This is a genomic window from Streptomyces sp. NBC_01334 (genome assembly GCF_035983595.1).
In the GTDB taxonomy this organism is placed as follows: Bacteria; Actinomycetota; Actinomycetes; order Streptomycetales; family Streptomycetaceae; genus Streptomyces; species Streptomyces coriariae.
Genome location: NZ_CP130718.1, coordinates 9,564,877 through 9,582,977, shown reverse-complemented (window position 1 = coordinate 9,582,977; position 18,101 = coordinate 9,564,877). Strand labels below are relative to the sequence as shown.

The window sequence follows — 18,101 nt, the reverse complement described above, 5'->3', positions numbered from 1 at the left end:
CCCTACTCGGACGAGCCGTCGATCAGGCCGGTGATCTCCCGCATCACCGCCTGGGCATGGGAGTTGAGGAAGAAGTGCCCGCCCGGGAAGACCCTGAGCCGGAAGGGGCCGGTGGTGTGCTCCCGCCACGCCTCGGCCTCGTCGAGGGTGACGTGCGGGTCGCGGTCGCCGGTGAGGACGGTGACGGGGCAGCTCAACGCGGGCCCCGGCCGGTAGCGGTAGCTCTCCGCCGCCCGGTAGTCGCTGCGTACGGCGGGCAGGATCATCCGCACGATCTCCTCGTCGTCGAAGACCCGGGACTCGGTGCCCTCCAGCCGTTTGATCTCGCTGATCAGCCGGTCGTCGGAGGCGAGGTGGACCTGTTCGTCGCGGTGCCGCGAGGGCGCGCGCCGGCCGGACGCGAACAGCCCCAGCGCGGTGTTTCCGCTCCGCTCCAACCGGAGGGCGACCTCGAAGGCCAGCGTGGCGCCCATGCTGTGGCCGAACAGGGTGAAGGGCCGGTCGAGCCAGGGCCGCAGTTCCTCACTGATGAGGTCGGCAAGGGTGTCCATGTCGTCGATGCAGGGTTCGACGCGCCGGTCCTGGCGGCCGGGGTACTGGATGGCGAGCACGTCCACGGCGGGCGACAGGGCTTGGGCGACCGGGAAGTAGAACGTGGCCGAACCACCTGCGTGCGGAAAGCAGATCACCTGCGTCGCAGCTTCCGGCTCCGGGTGGAAGCGCCGGACCCAGGCGCTGGTCGGGGTGGACGGTGCCGCCATGTCGTTCGGTGTCCTTTCGTCGCGGGCAGACGCACGTTCTGCGGGTACCCGTCGCCGAATCCTCGGGCCCCCGGATCACCCTTGAGTGAAGCCACGAAACCCACCACTCACCAGAGGGGACCCACCCCTAAAAGCCGACTCTCAGCCCCTAATACCGCAACGGTGCTCGCCATGGCTGCCGGCCGGCTCGGTCGTCGGTGTGGTTCTGGGGAGGGGCTGCTGTGGAAGCGGCGGCAGACAAGAACGGTCTGGGTTCCCTCTCATGGACATGCTGTCGTACCGAGAGCGCGGGGCGGCGGTGCGGAGCCGTCGGAAGACCGGGGGTGGGTGGGCGTCCGCATCGGGCGCGGCGCGGCGTGCGTCTACTCCCGCGCGAGCCACAGGCGGCCCAGGCTCCTGGCCGCGCGCAGGGCGACGACGCACGCGCCCAGATAGGCGGCGACGACTGCCGCGAAGACCAGATGCCAGGTGAAACCGGCGCCGGCTGAGTAGTCCCCCGTCCCCATCCACGCGAAGCAGCCCAGGATGATCTCGAACACCACCAGGACGGCGATCGACAGACCCCACGGCATGACCGGTATGCCGATCAGGAAGGCCAGGAAGCGCAGGTTCGGACTCCCCCGGTGGACGACCGCGATCAGCACCACGGCCAACGCCGCGATGAGATAGCCCTTCGTGAAGGCGTTCCACTGCAGCCAGTCCACGAGCGATGCCGCGTCCCGCGTCTGCAGTTCCAGGAACTCGTGCCCGGACTTCTGGTACGCGAAGGCGACCAGGTTGCCGATGACGAGTACACCGGTCAGCCAACCGCACAGCACCAGCGCGAGCAGAAGCGAGAGCCCCACGGCCGCGGTGATCTGCGTCGCGGACATCTCGACCAGCCGGACATGAGCGTCATGAGCCACCCCGCCCAACCGGCGGACCAGCGTCACGGTCGACCTGACGGTGCCCAGCCACGCGGTCACCAGGACGTACAGCAGGTACCCGGTGACGGCGATGCCCGGCCCGAAGACGCCGTGGACGGCGAAGGTCCACAGGTCCTCGGGCTGTGGAATGCCCTGCAAGAACGCGTCCACGAGCTCGGCTCCTCGCCCCCCGCCCCCATCTGACAGGGCGCACTGCACAGATGCTGACACGACGGGGCCGCGAGCGAGGCGACCTGACCCAACTGCCCGCCCGCTGCGTGGGTTTCCCTAGAATGCGGCCATGCACACGACCACGAGAGAGGCGCTTCGCGTCTCGGGGGTTCTCGTTGCTCTCGCCGCTGTGACCAGTGGTTGCAGCCAGGACACGCCCACCGGCACCGACGACAAGTCCCCGACGGAGCACGCCTCCCCGTCCGCGTCGAAACGCGGACTGGGCGACATTCTCGTCGGCGGGAAAGCCGTCACCGGTTCGCAGCCCACGAACCTCCCGAAGGCTCCCTACCAGCGCACCTACACCGACGGCCCCCTCTATGCGTCCATCACGGGCTACCGGTCGATGGCGTACGGCCGCACCGGCCTCGAGGCCCTGTACGACGACACGCTGAGCGCCGGCGCGTCCGGTGACGTCGCGACGACCGTCGAACCCGCCCTCCAGAAGGCCGCGTTCGACGCGCTGGGTGACCGGCAGGGCGCCGCGGTGGCTCTCGACGCGAATTCCGGGAAGGTTCTCGCCCTCGTGAGTACGCCTTCCTACGACCCGGCGCTGTTCAGCGGCCGAGGGACGAAGGACGCCCAGGCGTGGAAGTCGGCCACCACCGACAGCCGTTCGCCGATGCTCAACCGGGCCCTGAAGCAGGCCGATGCGCCGGGGGCGACCTTCAGCGTCGTCGTCGCGGCCGCCGCCCTGGACCAAGGCCTCTACACGGCGGTGGACGACGCCACCGTCAGCCCGCTCACCTACGTGCTCCCCCTCTCGACCACGCGGGTGACCGGCACGTCGTCGCAGTGCGAGAACGCCTCCATCAGACTGGCGCTGCGCCGCTCCTGCGCCAACGTGTTCACCAAGATGGCCGCCGAGCTCGGTCAGGACCGGCTCCGTGCCGCGGCGCAGAAGTTCGGCTTCGACGACGACTCGCTCAAGGTGCCCCTCCCGGTCGCCGAGAGCAGCTACCCCGGTGACGGCACGACGGCTCCCGAGGCGGCCCTGACGGGGATGGGAGCCGGGGACGTCCGGGCAACTCCGCTGGAGATGGCGCGAGTCGCGGCCGCGGTCGCCAACGGCGGGCAGTTGGTGTCCCCGCAGTTGGTGGAAGGGGTGACGAAGGCAGACGGCACCACGCAGCGGCCCGAGGCCGCCGACAGTGGTCCCGCCGGGCAGGCGATGTCCCGGGGCACGGCTGAGGCGTTGCAGGCGGTACTCGGCAGCAGCGGACAGACGGGGTGGGTCCCCGGCGGTGACGGCGACCTGGCCACCTCGTGGTTCATCGGCTCCGCACGGTCGAGCGACGGACGGCGCATTGCCGTGGCGGTCCGCGTCGAGGGCCTGCCCTCGACGGCCGGCGCCGACGAGGCCGTCGGCGGACGGGCAGCGGCCGAGGCGGCGGAGAGGATCCTCGCGAGCGTGTCCTGACCGGGGCCGCCTGGTGGCGGCATGGGGAACCCGTCGGGAAGGTCGACACAGCCCGTACGGGACGAGAGGGGTCACTGTGCCCTCGCTGGGGCGGCTGCGACGGCCGTGAATAGGGTGACGGCATGTACATGCGGGGGCGCAGGCTCAGATACACAGGGGTGTCGGTGATGGTCGTGCTGGCCCTGACAGGGTTCTCGTCGAGCCGTGGTGACGGGAACCGCGGCCAGGACAGCGGTGGCGGGGGCGGTTGCACCGCCGACCGGTGACGGCCGCAAGGCTCACCGCGCCCGGAGACCCTGGCCATCGCGCGACGGCACGGACGAGTTCGGCGTCGAACCCGTGGTGCAGGATCTCCCCCGCCCCGAGATTATGGCTTGAGCGATCTCCCGCACCTCTGGCTGCCTGATGGTGCCGTCGCCCGCGCCACCAGTTGCGTTACGTATTCGTCATTTCATCGCTGCCACGAACCGCTTCCCTACCCGGGGACGAATTACTCGGAAACGTCCGGCACTCAACTGGCCCGCCCCCATGTCTGCGACGAGGAGTTCCCTCTCGGCGGCACCGACCTGCGGATGTTCCGGCCTATTGTTGATGCCACCGAATATTCGCCCGCAAGCGGAACAGAGCCGACCGCCGAGGCCGCTCCCCACCGCGTCCTTGTTCACGGCGGAGCAACCCGGATCCACCGCGTCGCATCCCGCGCCGACCACGGGCACCCAGCCGCAGGCCATCAGAGCGACCTCTCCAGCGATGCGCCACGACGGTCGTCGACCGTCGGGCCCGCACCCCGCGTACGGAACGACAACGCCGCCCGCGACGCCGACTTCGCCTTCCACCTCGCCCGCGAACACGAACGCCTCTGCCGTTCCCCGACCAGCCGGCACCACTACGACCTCACGGCCCGACCGGCGATCTTCCCCCGCGACGAGCTACGCCCCTTTTTCCTTGCACAGTTGACGTGGGTTTTCCATCCTGGTGGCCCGTCAAGGCTTTCTGGAGAGCCGCTAGAGAAGGGCGGCAATTGGATTCGATCGGCGCAGCCGTGCGCTCCGGTCTCCTCTACTGTGGCACCCGCGTCTTGTCGTCCGCTTTTCTGAATGATGCGGATCACGCAAAGGAAAAGGAGCGAATGAGGAATGTCGAATTCACGCAGGAGCTTCACCAAATGCATGCTTGCGGTATCGGCCGGTGTCGTCGCCGCACCCCTGGCCATCGCCGGGCCTGCCGGCGCTGCGACGAACGGGGCCGAAGCCGCTTCCAAGACGACCATCAAGGTAGTCGCGTCCGGACTGAAGAACCCCCGCGACGTTACCGCCTTGGCAGACGGCAGCCTGCTCGTGGCCGAGTCGGGTGAGGGTCTTCCGGGCTGCCCCGTCGGCCAGGTGTGCGTGGGCAAGACCGGCGCCGTCTACAAGGTCAAGGGCTCGTGGCAGGGCCGCGTCGTCACCGGTCTGACGTCCTTCGGTCCGGGCGCCGCGCCCGGTGCGGCGATCCAGGCCCTCGGCCCGGCAAGCGTCCTGCCCGACCCGAACGGTGGTTATCTCGTTCTGAATTCGGGCGGCTTCAACAGCGACGGCCGCGCCGCGCTCGGCCCGGAGGCCAAGACGCTGGGCACGCTGATGCGTACCCGCGATGGCTCGATCGTCGCGGACTACGTCGACCACGAGACGCGGTTGAATCCCGATGGCCGCGAGCCGTACTCCAATCCGTGGAAGGTCCTGCGCAGCGGCAGCAGCTACCTGGCCACCGACGCGGGCGCCAACACCGTGCTCCGCACGGCGGGCGGCACCACGTCCACCGAGTTCGTGTTGCCGACGAACGAGAACGATCGCGATGGGGTGCCCACCGGCATCGCCAGGGCTGCCGACGGCACGACCTACGTCGCCGGCCTCGGCGTCTACGCGGGCCAGTCGCGGATATACAAGGTCGGCGCCAACGGCCCCGAGCTCTGGGTCACCGGCCTGACCAACGTGGTGGACCTCGCCGTCGCCCCGAACGGCGATCTGATCGCTCTGACGTACACCCCGGGCTACCTCGAGGATCCGCCGCAGCCGAGCAAGGTGCTGAAGATAGACACCACCACCAAGGCGGTCACCGAGATCCCCACCGGCGACAGGCTGATCATGGGTACGGGGCTCGACGTCAACCGGGACGGCCAGGTGCTCATCGTCAACAACGCGCGAGGAACCAGCGGCGAGCTGCTGAGCCTGACCTACTGACACGGTCCACGGCGTGCCTGTACGACTCTCTCCTTCGCCCCCCCCACGTGCGTACGCCCGTGATGAACGGCCCCCCGGTGTGACCCACATCGGGGGGCCGTTCACGCATCCCGGCGTTTCCTACGAGATGCCGATCGGAACCTACTGAGCGTTCGCTAGGAACGTACGAGGGCGGCGTTACTCAGTCAACCCCCTTCCCAGCACTTGCTTTTGTGGAGCGACACCGGGAAAGTGACGCCAGACCGGCCGTCGGATGCCAGACATACTGATCGATCGCTAAGCAAGAGACAGGGGGTGCACTGGGATCATGGCATTGCGAGGTCGCCTATCGCCTCCCGTTCCGAGGGGAGTCGTCGAACTCGTTGGAGAGGGATCGCCTGACGCCACGTGCTGCTGAGCCTGGGCAGCGTGGGCCACCCAGGCGCGGTCACCGACGAACCTGCACTCCGCTTCCCACGGCACTCTTCCCTCCGCTCCGGCCCCACCGGCCGGCAACGGTCCGAGCGGCGTTCCACCCATCCCGCAAGGCAACATCCTGATGTTCCACCTGGTTCAGCACCGACGAGAGGACACCAGCATGGACATGCTCGAGGCGCGCGCACGGTTCCAGGAACTCCGGAAGGAGGACTGCCCGGTCACCGCCGTCGAACTCGACGCGATCTGGGCGGCGTTGCCCACCACTCGCCCCGAGGACATACTCGGCGAGTGGAAGGGCGGTGAGTTCCGCACCGGCCACCCCCTCGAAGGCATGCTGGCGGAGGCCGACTGGTACGGCAAGACGTTCGTCGCCGTGCACGACGCCAAACCGCTGATGTGCCGGAACGCGACGGGTGAGCTGTACTCCAACCGCGAGCTCGGCCAGGGCGAGGCCAGCCTGTGGACCGTCGAGTTCCGCGGCGAGCCGACGGCCACCATGGTCTACGACGGTCGGCCGGTCTTCGACCACTTCAAGTGGGTGGACGACACCACGCTGATGGGAATCATGAACGGCAAGGGAGTCCCCGCCGAAGGCCCCTTCTACTACTTCTTCCTCGAGCGCGCACCCGAGCCCCCGCACGAGAGCCCGGGTGCCGGAGAGGGGTCGTGAGGTACGTCCGCGCAGCGGTCACCGAGGCGCCGGGCGCCCCGTTCACCCTCCGGGACGCGGACCTCGAGGACCCGCGGCCCCGCGAGGTGCTGGTCAGGATGACCGCGGTCGGTATCTGTCACACCGACCTGGGCATGCGGGAGACCTGGCCCCGGCGGCTCACCCCGATGGTCTTCGGGCACGAGGGCACCGGCCGGGTCGAGGCGGTGGGCGCAGACGTGACCGGCCTCGTGCCGGGGGACCATGTCTGTCTCACCTTCGCCAGTTGCGGCGCCTGCGAGCAGTGCGCCGCGGCCCACCCGGCTTACTGCCGCGCCGCGCAGCTCTTGAACTTCTCCGGTGGACGCGACGACGGCACCACGCCGCTCTCTGTCGACGGCACACCGCTCCACTCCGGCTTCTTCGGCCAGTCCAGCTTCGCCACGCATGCCGTCGTCCACGAACGCGGCGTGGTCAAGGTCCCCGCCGACCTGCCGGCCGCGGTTGCCGCACCGCTGGGCTGCAGCGGCCAGACCGGCGCGGGCACCGTACTCAACCGGCTGCGCCCCGACCCAGGTTCCTCGCTGGTCGTCCTCGGCGCGGGCGGGGTCGGTCTGAGCGCGCTGATGGCCGCGGTGGCCGTGGGCTGCGACCCGATAGTGGCCGTCGACCCGGTCGCCTCCCGCCGTGCCCTGGCCACCGCACTCGGCGCCAAGGCGGCCCTGGCCCCCGGGGACGGTCTGGTGGCGGCGCTGCGCGACCTCACCAGCGGTGGTGCGCACTGTGTCATCGAGACCACCGGCCGTCCGGAGATGGCCCGCCGGGCCGTCGGCGCGCTGCGCCCGCGCGGCGAACTCGCCCTCCTGGGCCTCGGCGACCAGGTGACGTTCGATGTGATGGGCCTGCTCGCCAAGGGCGTACGCGTCCACGGGGTGATCGAGGGAGACTCCGACCCAGGCCGCTTCGTCCCCGAGCTGATCGGCCTGCACCGGCGTGGACTCTTCCCGCTCGACCGGCTGGTCACGACGTTCCCGTTCGAGGACATCGGCGCAGCCGCGGCCGCCATGGGGGACGGCAGCGTCATCAAGCCGGTGCTCACCTTCACCTGACCGGCCGCTCCGGCATCAGGGACAGCGGTGGCGGACGACGTGTCCACGGGTGGAATGCCCGACAGCCGCCCGCCGCGCCGACCGTCGGCACGAGCCGTTCACGTCACGGGCCGGAATCACCCGGGAAGTGATCCTGGAGTCACGTCCCGTGCCGTTCGCGCCGAGGGAGCCCGGCCTCCTGACGGCGTGTGATTGACTCATCAGCATGGCCTCCGCCTCCCCATCCGCCCGTTCGGCCGCGGCCGCTCGGCCGCGCAACCGTAAGCAGCTCATCGTCGAGGCGGCCGGGCAGGTCTTCAGCGAGCGCGGCTACCACACGGCGTCGATGGAGGAAGTCGCCGCCGGCGTGGGTATCTCCGCGGCCGCTCTGTACCGGCACTTCCCGAACAAGTACGCGCTGTTCGCCGAGTGCGCCGATGTCATGGTGGACGGACTGGTCGCCGCGCTCGACGAGGTGCCGTCCGGGGCGACCTTGAGGGATGTCCTGACCGCCATCACCCGGATCACCGTCGCTCATCGCGCGTCGGGCGGCGTGTACCGATGGGAGGCCCGGTACCTCAACCGCGAGGACCGCCGGCGTCTGGGGACGAAGTTCGGTCGCCTCGTCGAGCGGGTCGACGAGGCGGTACAGCGCGAGCACCCACTGCCTGACGAGCGCCTGCGGGCCATGGCGGCCCTCGGTGCGATCGGGTCCATCACGATGCATCGCACCTCCATCGCCCAACGCCGGGCCGAGGAACTGCTGCTGGCGTCCGCGCTGGGCGTGGCCGCGAGTGACCCCGCGGCTCGCCGTCCGGGCGCGCGCCCCGTCGAACTGCCCGCCCGTCCGGTGCCGCGCACGCGACGCGCGGAGATCCTCGCGGCCTCCGTCCCGCTGTTCGCTCGCGACGGATTCTCCAGCGTCACGAACGGACAGATCGCGGAGGCGGTGGGACTGACCCCGTCCGCGCTCTACCGCCACTACCCAGGCAAGATCGACATCCTGGCGGCAGCATGCCTGCAGGCGGCGGGACTGCTGGCCCAGGGTGTGGAGCAAAGTCTGCACGAGGTGGTCGGCCCGCACGACGCCATCGTCGCGCTGGCGGCGACGTATGTGGCCTACAGCTTTGAATACACCGAGCTCAACAGCGTTGCCGAGGCCGAGCTCGCCGGCCTCCCGGCCGGACTACGGCGCCCCGTGGTCCTCGCGCAGCGGGAGCACATCGCCGTCTGGGAGCAGCAGTTGCGGCTGGCCCGTCCGGAGCTGGACCCCCGCCAGGCCCGGGTGCTGGTGCATGCGGGGTTCGGCGTGGTGGTCGAGGCGGGACGCAGACTGCGGTGGCAGGACAGTCCTGACCATCTTGAGGCCGTGACCGCTCTGGTCCTGGGTGCTCTGGGTCTCTGAAAGGCCGTCAGAGCCCAGCAGCGGCGAGGCGCCGTGTCGTGCAGCCCCTCGTGCGGGAGTCACGCTGCCGCCCGCCCCTCGGCCCGTCCGCCGCGGGGCGGTGAGATCGGATCGACGGCTCAGCCTGCCCTGTTTCCGGTGGGGATCGTGATGGGGGTGGTGGTCCCCGAGGAGCCCTTGTTGAGGAACAGCATGCCCAGGGCGCGCACGAACTGGTCGAACATGTAGAAGGTGCCGGGCATGACGGGCGACAGCCCCTCACGGAAGAGGACGAACGCCGGCCATGCGGTGCGGACCAGGGCCGCCGACACGTAGTCGCGTTTCAGCCCCAACCAGTCGCCGACCTCGTCGCTGAGGACGTAGCGCACGAACTCGTTCAGGAATCCGCGCGTGACGCCGAGGTCGATCTGTGCGGTCAGGCCGAGCAGGTCCTCGGCCAGTGCGATGCCCTCGGTCGACGGGGTGAGGATCGGTGTGAGCACCTGCGCCGACTGCTTTTCGGCGGCCGCCCATGTCCGGGGTATGTGCTCGTCCGGCACACCGAGCAGATGGACGGCGACCTGCCACGAGTGCAGGAACGCCTCCTGGTCCGCGGCCGGGAACGGGATCTTCCAGTCGAGCAGCTTCCTGTACACGTAGGTGCCCAGACTGTGGAAGGTGACCAGGATGTCGGCGGCGCTGATCGGGACGGTCTCGTCGGCGACCGCCCGCCAGTGCGGCGACTGCGGCAGCAGGTGACGGACCGCGGCGTGCACCACGCGCGTCTTGTTGGCGGTGACGACGAACTGTCCCGTCGGCTCGAAGGCTCCCAGCTGGGACAGGTCGTAGCCGAACGTGAAGGTCTTGGCCGCGCGGTCCTGCATGTCGGCGCCACCCGCGGACCAGTAGACGCTCTTGGCCTCACGCGGAATCACGGTGCTCATGATTCCGCTGCCGAGGCCGTACAGCATGAAGAGGTACGTGTCCCTGCGCCGGTTGAAGTCGGCGGCGCGGGCCAGCTTGGCGGGGTCGGCCCAGGAGGGCAGCCGGTTGACCTGCCGCAGGTAGGCGGCGAAGTCAGCCGGCACGCCGGTGGGCAGCGGGTCGTCGTTGTTCACCCACGACGCCCATGCGGTGTTGATCGCGGGCACGTGGCCGTTGTCGAGCATCGAAGCCATCAGAGGGTCGGCCGCGTCGTCCCAGATCCATTCCGGACCGGTCCCCGCGGCGGCGGCGCCTGCCACCGAGCCCGTCGAGGCCCACGCCTGCCCGGGGTTCGCCACGCCCACGAGGCCGAGCGCGACACCGAGAGACAGAGCCTTTCGTCGGCTGAGATTCTTCATTGACTTACCTGCTTCCCTGAGGGGGCCAGGTGGTTCCAGAGTCCTTTACAAACAGGTCAGTTACATGGTCCACGCGTGATGCACCTTGTCGCATGGATGTGATTCTTGATTAACATAGCGAGGTGTGTTGGCGTCGGCAATGGTGGTGACCGAGGGCTCGTCACCTCCTGCGCGCGACCGGGAAGCGGCGGAACGACGGCCGAGGCGACGCCGGCCGTGTCGGCGAGCGCGACCAGGTCCCCCTCCGCCCGTCGATCAGTGGGCGCAGCACCGCCTCCGCTGCCGGGGCGAACGCGAACGTGCCCCTGACGGGCGGACTGTCGCGGTGAGGGTCTGCGGTCAGGAGGTGACGTGCAAGGAGTGGGTGTCCTGGTCGGCGGAGACCACGTGCCCCACGCCGCGCGGCACGTCCAACACGTCTCCGGTGCGCAGGACGAGATCCGCCACGAGCTCGGCGGGCGTCTCGCCCGAGTCCTCGATGTCGCGGCACGGCGGGAACGGGCGGGTCGCCCCGTAGACCTTCCAGCGACCTTGGCCGGCGTAGCCCGGGCCGTGGAACGAACCATGTCCTGGCTCGACGAACTCCGCCGCCCGCACCGCCGCTACGAGCGCAGGGCCGACCACTTCCTCGCCTTCGCCGGCATCGCCGGCACCCCGGATCAGATGCCCCCGCTGCACCGACTGGGGCAACGCCTTCCTCGAGTGGCCGCGCCGTATCGCCGGAACCGGCAGGGCCGTCGTCCTACGGTGTGCCCGGTGCTCTGCGGGCCACGTACACGGTGTTGGTCGAGGTACCGCCTTGCAGGGGGTTGTCGAAGTCGACGACATGGGCTGCCGCTCGTGCGAAGACCTCCGTGAGCGTGGAGGTGAACTGCTCGTCGGGCGGGTCGTTCGACCACAGGGCGAACACCCCGCCGGGGTGGAGGTGTCCGGCGAGGGCGCGGAGCCCGGCAGGTCGGTAGAGGGCCGCGTGGCGTGGGTGGAGCACATGGCGTGGTGAGTGGTCGACGTCCAGCAGGATGGCGTGGAAGCGGCGGCCCGGGGCCTCGGGGTCCAGGCCCCGGGGGTCGGCGGCCAGCGCGAAGAAGTCGCCGTGCGCCAGGCGGCAGCGGGGGTCCGAGGTCAGCTCGGCTCCGAGGGGTACCAGGTGCCGCTGGTGCCAGTCGATGACTTCCGCGAGCGCTTCGATCACGGTCAGCGAGCGCACCCGGGGGTCTTCCAGGGCCGCCCGGGCGGTGTAGCCGAGCCCGAGTCCGCCGACGGCCACATCCAGTTCGGGCCGTTCGGATTGCGGCAGCTCGGCCAGTCCGAGTTCCGTGAGTGCGATCTCGCCGGCGGTGAAGAGGCTGGACATGAGGAACTCGTCGCCGAGTTTCACCTCGTACACGTCGTCCCCCGAGACCGGGTGGCGGCGCCGCCGCAGACTGATCTCGCCGATCGGCGTCGGCTGCCAGTCGATCTCCTCGAAGCGCAGGCCCATCCGTTGACCTTTCTGATGTTCGCGAACGTAGGGGCGCCGTTGCCGGCGCCGCGACGGATGATCCGCTCTGGCTCAGGAGCGGGGAGCGGGGGCGGCGGGCCCGGTCAGGCGTCGATGATGACGGGGATGATCAGCGGCCTGCGGCGGTGCGTGCGGAAGGCCCAGTTGGCCACGGCTCGGGCGACGAGCTGTTCGAGCTGGTGAGCGTCACCGACGCCTTCCTGTGCGGCGTTGGCCAGCGTCTTCTCGATGACGGGGATGACCGGCTCGAACGTCGTGTCGTCGTGGACGAAGCCGCGGGCCAGGAAGTCGGGGGCCTCGGCGAGGGCGCCGGTGTCGGCGTCGACGATGGCCACGACCGTGATGACGCCCTCCTGGGCAAGGGTGACCCGGTCCTTGAGGGACGCCTCGGTGGCGCCGCCGACTTCCATGCCGTCCACGTAGACGTTGCCGGCGGGCACCTTGCCGGTGATGGAGGCGCGACCGTCGACGAGGTCGACGACGACACCGTCCTCCGCGATGACGACCCGGTCGGGGTCGACGCCGGTGCGGATGGCGAGGTCGGCATTGGCCCGCAGGTGGCGGAACTCGCCGTGGACGGGCATGACGTTGCGGGGTCGGACGATGTTGTAGCAGTAGACGAGTTCACCGGCGCTGGCGTGGCCGGAGACGTGCACCTTGGCGTTGCCCTTGTGGACGACGTTGGCGCCCCACCGGGTCAGGCCGTTGATCACCCGATAGATGGCGTTCTCGTTGCCGGGGATGAGGGAGCTCGCGAGCAGGACGGTGTCGCCCTTGCCGATACGGATCGCGTGGTCGCGGTTGGCCATCCGCGACAGGGCGGCCATCGGCTCACCCTGGGAGCCCGTACACACCAGGGTGATCCGGTGGTCCGGCAGCTTCTCCAGTTCCTTGGCGTTCACGACCAGGCCGGACGGGACCTTGAGGTAGCCGAGGTCGCGGGCGATGCCCATGTTGCGGACCATCGAGCGCCCCACGAAGGCCACCTTGCGGCCGTGCTGGTGGGCGGCGTCCAGAACCTGCTGGATGCGGTGCACATGGCTGGCGAAGCTGGAGACGATGACCCGCCGTGGCGCGGTACGCAACACCTGTTCGATCGCGGGGTTCAGTTCGCGTTCGGAGGTGGTGAAGCCGGGGACCTCGGCGTTGGTGGAGTCGGTGAGGAACAGGTCCACGCCCTCCTCGCCGAGGCGGGCGAAGGCGCGCAGGTCGGTGATCCGGTCGTCCAGGGGGAACTGGTCCATCTTGAAGTCACCGGTGTGCAGCACCAGGCCGGCCCCGGTCCGCAAAGCCACCGCGAGCCCGTCCGGGATGGAGTGGTTGACGGCCACGAACTCGGCGTCGAACGGACCGAAGCGGCGCCGATCGCCCTCACGCACGCGCACCGTGCGGGGCCTGATCCCGTGCTCCTTGAGCTTGGCCTCCAGGAACGCGAGGGTGAGCTTCGAGCCCACGACGGGGATGTCCGCCCGCTCCCGCAGCAGATAGGGCACGCCCCCGATGTGGTCTTCATGGCCGTGGGTGAGTACGACGGCCACGATGTCGTCCAGGCGGTCCCGGATCGAGGTGAAGTCGGGCAGGATCACGTCCACCCCGGGCTGGTTCTCCTCCGGGAACAACACACCGCAGTCCACGATCAGCAGCTTGCCGGCGTGCTCGAAGACCGTCATGTTGCGACCGATTTCGCCCAGACCGCCCAAGGCGGTGACCCTCAGCCCGCCTGCGGGCAGCGGCGGGGCGGCTTTGAGTTCTGGGTGCGGATGGCTCATGACCTCACGTTACCGAAAAGTCTGGCGGCGTGATCCACCACCCCGCTGGGTCGACGCGAGACGGGGTGCGACGCCCGGGCGCCCGCGGAGGGACAGGGCGCGGTCCGCGCCTTCCTCGCACCGCCGCGTGCCGGTGTGCCCGCACCGCTGTCGAGTCCACCGAAACGCCCCGGTCGACCCCGCCCCGCAGCGTCCTCGGCGGCGCTGGGGCCGGTTCGGCCCATGGCGGGAGCGGGCGGCGACAGCAAGGGCTTCCGCAGTCGGTGCGGACGCCGCACGGTCCGCGCCGGCCCTTTCCCGCATGATCACAAGGGAGGGCGAACCGGGATCAACGGCTACAGCGGGTAGGGGCTTCACCGAAGTCGAGTCACCCATCAGTTGGTCTGCGCGGTGACATCGGGGGCAGACGGCGGTGCATCGGCCCGATGCCTTTGGCCGACACCGCCGTATCGCGCCGACCCGTGGGAGACCTGATGCCGACCGCCGTACCGCACAGACCGGCCGAGCTGCCCGGTGGGAGACCAGGAGCCGCCCGGACCGGCCGCTCGTTCCCGCTGCCCCGAGGCACCGGCCGAACCGCCGCGCGCATCGCGGCGCTGACCGTCTGCCAGGGCGCGCTGATGGTGGGAATCGGGCTGCTGATCACCGGGCCCGCCCGTGGGCTGTGGCCGATGACGGTCGAGGACGACGTCAACGAGGGCTTCGAACGCGCCAGGACCGGTACCCTGACCACCCTGTCGTTGCTCGGGTCGGAGGCCGGCAACACTCTCACGGTGATCGCCGTCACCGTCCTGGCGTGCGCGGGCCTGATCCTGCTCCCCCGTCTGCCGATGTGGCGTCAGGCGGCCTTCCTCGCTGTCGCGGTGTCTCTCCAGTCGCTGGTGTTCCTGATCATCACCGAGTCGGTGGACCGCCACCGACCCGAGGTGCACCGCCTCGACGCCTCCCCGCCGACCTCGAGCTACACGTCCGGCCACACCGGGGCGGCCACCGCGCTCTACGGCGGACTGGCGGTGCTCGCGCTGTCCCGGCTCCGCGGGCCGTGGCGGCGGATCGTGGGCGCTCTGCTGCTCCTCGTGCCGGTGCTGGTGGCCGTCGCCCGCCTCTACCGGGGCATGCACCACCCCACGGACGTCGTGGGCGGGCTGGTCAACGGGAGCCTGTCCCTGCTGATCGTCGGCCGTGCCCTGTTCACCGACGGGACCGTGACCGCTCCGGCCGGGGCGAGCCCCGCTCCTTCCTTCGCGAGCGCGGGGGCGAGCACGGGCGCACCGGGCACGGGCCGGACTGCGGTGATCTTCAACCCCACGGTGACCGGGGAAGCCGACCGCGAGGCACTGCGGGGGGTCCTGGAACGGCACGGTCACCGCGCACCGGTGTTCATCGAGACCACGGCGGAGGACCCGGGCACGGGTCAGACGGCCGCCGCGGTCCGGGACGGCGCACGGCTGGTCGTGGTCTGCGGTGGTGACGGTACCCTGCGGGCGGCCGCGGACGCCCTGGCCGGCAGCGGCGTACCGCTGGCCGTCGTGCCCTGCGGCACGGGCAACCTGCTGGCCCGCAACCTCGGCCTGCCGCTGTCCCCCACCGAAGCTCTCGACGCCGCCCTGTCGGGCACCCCGCACCGCCTCGATCTCGGCCGCATCGAGGGTGACGGCCTCACCGCCACCCACTTCGCCGCCATGTCGGGGGCCGGTCTCGACGCCGAGATCATGGAGCACACCGACGACCGCGCCAAGTCCGTCCTGGGCTGGCCCGCCTATGTGCTGGCCGGAATGGGCACGCTGCGCACGCCGCGGATGCGTCTGACCGTCCGGCTCGACGACGCGCCCGCCCTGCGCCGCACGGCCCGGATGGTGCTCATCGGCAACGTCGGGACCGTGCAGGGCGGGACGACACTCCTGCCGGCCGCCCGCCCCGACGACGGTCAGCTCGATCTGCTGGTCCTCGACCCGCGCGGCGTCGGCGGCTGGATACGTGTGCTGGCGACGCTGCTGCGCGGCGGTGCACCCGCGCCCCGGCCGTCGGCCGTGGACACGGTCACGACGCAGGACGAGGACGGCAGCGGCGTACCGGTGGAGTTCTTCACCTTCCGCCGGGCCCAACTGACCTTCGACTCCACGCAGTCCCGAGAGCTCGACGGCGATCCGGTGGCACCGGGCCGCAGACTCACCGCCGAGGTCAGGCCGGGCGCGCTGACGGTGCTGCTGCCCGCTGGAGGTGCGTGACATGGGTACCGCGACCAAGGTCCCCGAGACCCGTGACATGAGCGGCGACGAACTGTCCGCCGACGAAGCGCTGGCGTCACTGCGCCGCTACGGCCGCTGGGCCCTGCTGCGCGACTCCTTCGTCCGTTTCCGGTACGCCGACGGCTTCACCCATTCCCGCGCGCTCGCCCTGCAGACGGTCCTGTCGGTGATCCCGCTGACCATCGCGTTCGTCGGGCTCTCCACCACGCTGCACACCGAGAACATCGGCCGGATCGCCGAACTGACGATCCACCGGATCGCCGAGGGCCCCAGCGCCGACGTCGTCGACGACGCGCTGAATCGCAGCCGCCGCACGGCGGGCGACGGCGCGCAGCTCGCGCTCTGGTTCGGTCTGCTCTTCTCGCTGGTCAACACCACCACCGCGATGTGCCAGGTGGAGCGCGGCGCCAACCGGATCTACGGGAACGAGCGCGACCGCCCTTTCGGACAGAAGTACCTGCGCGGTCTGGTGATGTCCGTCAGTGCCGGGCTGCCGCTCGGACTGGGGTTCATCGTCATGGTGGCCGGTGGCGACCTGGCCTCCGCGGCGGTGACCGTCTACCGGCTCGACGGTGGCGCCCAGAGCGCCTGGGAGATACTGCGCTGGCCCTTCGGGCTGCTGCTCGCGCTCATCTCGGCCAGCGTGATCTTCCGCCGGTCGCCCCGCCGCCGACAACCCGGGTACACCTGGCTGGCCTTCGGCGCCGCCGTCTACCTGGTGCTGTGGACGGCGCTGACCTGGCTGCTGAGCCTGTATCTGGGGATCAGCGGCTCCTTCGACACGGTCTACGGCCCGCTCAGCGCCTTCATGTCACTGCTGCTGTGGGCCTATCTGACCTCCATCGCCCTTTTCCTCGGGCTGGCGTTCGCTGCGCAGCTGGAGGCTGCGCGGGCCCTGCGGGCCGGTCCGATCGAACCCGATCCTGGAGTCTGAATGGTTGTGCGAGCCGCGGTCCAGAACCTCCGAGACCGTCGTCGTCGGGCGGCCGACCGCAGATTCGGCGTCCGGCTGTTCGCGGCGGCAGCCGTCGCCGCCGTCGCCGCCGTGCCCTTCGCGCTGCTGCTCGTCCTCGTCGAGGGCCAGTGGCAGCCGCTGCGCCGCCTGGACGCGGGCGCCGCTCAGCGACTGCACCACACGGCCGTGACCCACCCGGCGTGGACCAGCTTCCTGCGCTTCCTGTCCGACTGGGTCTGGGACCCGGCCGTCCTGCGGACGGCCGTCGCGCTGCTGACCGTCTGGCTGGTGTACCGCAGGGCTTGGCGGCTGGCCGCCTGGTCCGCCGTGACGGCCGTGGCCGGCGGGCTGATCGGACTGCTGGTCAAGACGGTGGTCGAGCGGGCCAGGCCGTCCCTGGAGGATCCGGTGGCGCACGCTCCGGGATTCTCCTTCCCGTCGGGTCACGCCATGACGGCCACCACGTCGTTCGCCGTCCTGCTGCTGGTCCTGCTGCCGTTGGTGCCACGCTCCTGGCGGCCCCTGTGTTGGTGCGCCGCTGTGCTGTCGGTGCTCGGAGTCGGCTTCACCCGGGTCGCGCTCGGCGTGCACTGGTTCAGCGACGTGGTGGGCGGCTGGCTGCTCGGCCTGGCCGTCGTCGCCCTCACCGCCTGGGCTTTCGAGGCGTGGCGCGCCGAAGCCGGCCGGGGCCACGCCGAGGTGAGCGACGGGCTGGAGCCCGAACTCGTCGACGCCCACCCCGAGCCGTGACCGGAGGGAGGACCAGTTGGGTTGTCCGGCGTGGACGATGTGCGTGGACCAGCAGCTGTGGTGGTCCGGTGCCTGCTCGGAGAGGTCGACGACGGCCCGGTCGTAGAGCCGCTGTCCCTGCGCGCCGCGCCCGGCCGAGAGCTACTGCCAGGCACTCTTCGACACCTTCTTCACCAGGGCATCGGCATGGAACGTGCCTGTGCCGGTGGTCATTTCGGTTGAGCAGGCCAACGCGAGGAGGCCGACTGCCCGACTTACGCGGAAGGTTGGAACAGCTTCAGTGGGGACTGCCCATGGACGAGTTGTCGTAGGTGCCGTTGGGCTCGGCACGGTATGGGTAACGGTCGAGCTTCCGGCCCCGCCGTACTCGGCGCCCGCCCAACAGCCCCACGGCGAAGATGCTCAAGGAGAGCAGCGCCACCCCGCTGCCGCCGAGTATCAGTGCCGTCTCCATCGGCTG

General features: G+C 70.3%; 15 protein-coding genes. 8 read left to right on the top strand and 7 right to left on the bottom strand.

The genetic code is table 11. The annotated features are described in order from the left end of the window. Positions 1–2: 2 nt before the first annotated feature. Together OG736_RS42530 and OG736_RS42525 are read right to left on the bottom strand one after the other, a co-directional pair. A complete protein-coding gene (locus OG736_RS42530) occupies positions 3–761 on the bottom strand; it encodes a thioesterase II family protein (RefSeq protein ID WP_327187249.1) in 759 nt (252 codons plus the stop codon). 362 nt (positions 762–1,123) lie between these two features. Continuing rightward, on the bottom strand, positions 1,124–1,837 hold the full coding sequence (locus OG736_RS42525) for a hypothetical protein (protein ID WP_327187248.1): 714 nt from the start codon (positions 1,835–1,837) through the stop codon (positions 1,124–1,126). Between the two features lie 130 nt (positions 1,838–1,967). Between OG736_RS42525 and OG736_RS42520 the strand changes: the two genes are divergently transcribed. The 5 genes from OG736_RS42520 (at position 1,968) to OG736_RS42500 (ending at position 9,095) form a co-directional block, all read left to right on the top strand. Then, a complete protein-coding gene (locus OG736_RS42520; RefSeq protein WP_327187247.1) occupies positions 1,968–3,317 on the top strand; it encodes a penicillin-binding transpeptidase domain-containing protein in 1,350 nt (449 codons plus the stop codon). A 1,136-nt stretch (positions 3,318–4,453) separates the two neighbouring features. Next, the gene (locus OG736_RS42515; protein WP_327187246.1) at positions 4,454–5,536 is read left to right on the top strand and encodes a ScyD/ScyE family protein; all 1,083 of its coding nucleotides are present in this window, start codon (positions 4,454–4,456) and stop codon (positions 5,534–5,536) included. Positions 5,537–6,113: 577 nt separating this feature from the next. Then, positions 6,114–6,623 (top strand): DUF4334 domain-containing protein, encoded by a 510-nt coding sequence (locus OG736_RS42510; RefSeq protein WP_327187245.1) that lies wholly within the window; start codon positions 6,114–6,116, stop codon positions 6,621–6,623. Then, a complete protein-coding gene (locus tag OG736_RS42505) occupies positions 6,620–7,711 on the top strand; it encodes an NAD(P)-dependent alcohol dehydrogenase (protein WP_327187244.1) in 1,092 nt (363 codons plus the stop codon). Before OG736_RS42510 ends, OG736_RS42505 begins: the two co-directional genes overlap by 4 nt. Positions 7,712–7,916: 205 nt before the next feature. Then, positions 7,917–9,095, top strand: coding sequence for a TetR/AcrR family transcriptional regulator (locus OG736_RS42500; RefSeq protein ID WP_327187243.1), 1,179 nt, complete (start codon positions 7,917–7,919; stop codon positions 9,093–9,095). A 119-nt stretch (positions 9,096–9,214) separates the two neighbouring features. Here the strand turns inward: OG736_RS42500 and OG736_RS42495 are convergent, their stop codons facing one another. The 4 genes from OG736_RS42495 to OG736_RS42475 all read right to left on the bottom strand — a co-directional run bounded on the left by OG736_RS42495 (position 9,215) and on the right by OG736_RS42475 (position 13,687). Further along, positions 9,215–10,417: an oxygenase MpaB family protein gene (locus tag OG736_RS42495; RefSeq protein WP_327187242.1), complete on the bottom strand. Its 1,203-nt coding sequence runs from the start codon at positions 10,415–10,417 to the stop codon at positions 9,215–9,217. A gap of 339 nt (positions 10,418–10,756) precedes the next feature. Continuing rightward, positions 10,757–11,107 carry a JmjC domain-containing protein gene (locus OG736_RS42490; RefSeq protein WP_442817141.1) on the bottom strand — a complete coding sequence of 117 codons (351 nt, stop codon included), beginning with the start codon at positions 11,105–11,107 and terminating at the stop codon, positions 10,757–10,759. A gap of 52 nt (positions 11,108–11,159) precedes the next feature. Further along, positions 11,160–11,897 carry a polyamine aminopropyltransferase gene (locus OG736_RS42480; protein ID WP_327187240.1) on the bottom strand — a complete coding sequence of 246 codons (738 nt, stop codon included), beginning with the start codon at positions 11,895–11,897 and terminating at the stop codon, positions 11,160–11,162. A 104-nt stretch (positions 11,898–12,001) separates the two neighbouring features. Further along, complete coding sequence (locus OG736_RS42475; RefSeq protein WP_327187239.1) at positions 12,002–13,687, bottom strand: ribonuclease J; 1,686 nt, start codon at positions 13,685–13,687, stop codon at positions 12,002–12,004. Between the two features lie 473 nt (positions 13,688–14,160). Here OG736_RS42475 and OG736_RS42470 point away from each other — a divergent pair, with 473 nt between their 5' ends. The 3 genes from OG736_RS42470 to OG736_RS42460 are packed head-to-tail and all read left to right on the top strand — an operon-like array spanning position 14,161 to position 17,641. Further along, on the top strand, positions 14,161–15,915 hold the full coding sequence (locus OG736_RS42470) for a bifunctional phosphatase PAP2/diacylglycerol kinase family protein (protein ID WP_327187238.1): 1,755 nt from the start codon (positions 14,161–14,163) through the stop codon (positions 15,913–15,915). Position 15,916: 1 nt separating this feature from the next. Continuing rightward, complete coding sequence (locus OG736_RS42465) at positions 15,917–16,870, top strand: YihY/virulence factor BrkB family protein (RefSeq protein WP_327187237.1); 954 nt, start codon at positions 15,917–15,919, stop codon at positions 16,868–16,870. Continuing rightward, a complete protein-coding gene (locus OG736_RS42460; RefSeq protein ID WP_327187236.1) occupies positions 16,871–17,641 on the top strand; it encodes a phosphatase PAP2 family protein in 771 nt (256 codons plus the stop codon). Positions 17,642–17,918: 277 nt separating this feature from the next. Here the strand turns inward: OG736_RS42460 and OG736_RS42450 are convergent, their stop codons facing one another. Further along, on the bottom strand, positions 17,919–18,095 hold the full coding sequence (locus OG736_RS42450) for a hypothetical protein (protein WP_327187235.1): 177 nt from the start codon (positions 18,093–18,095) through the stop codon (positions 17,919–17,921). Between the last annotated feature and the right edge of the window lie 6 nt (positions 18,096–18,101).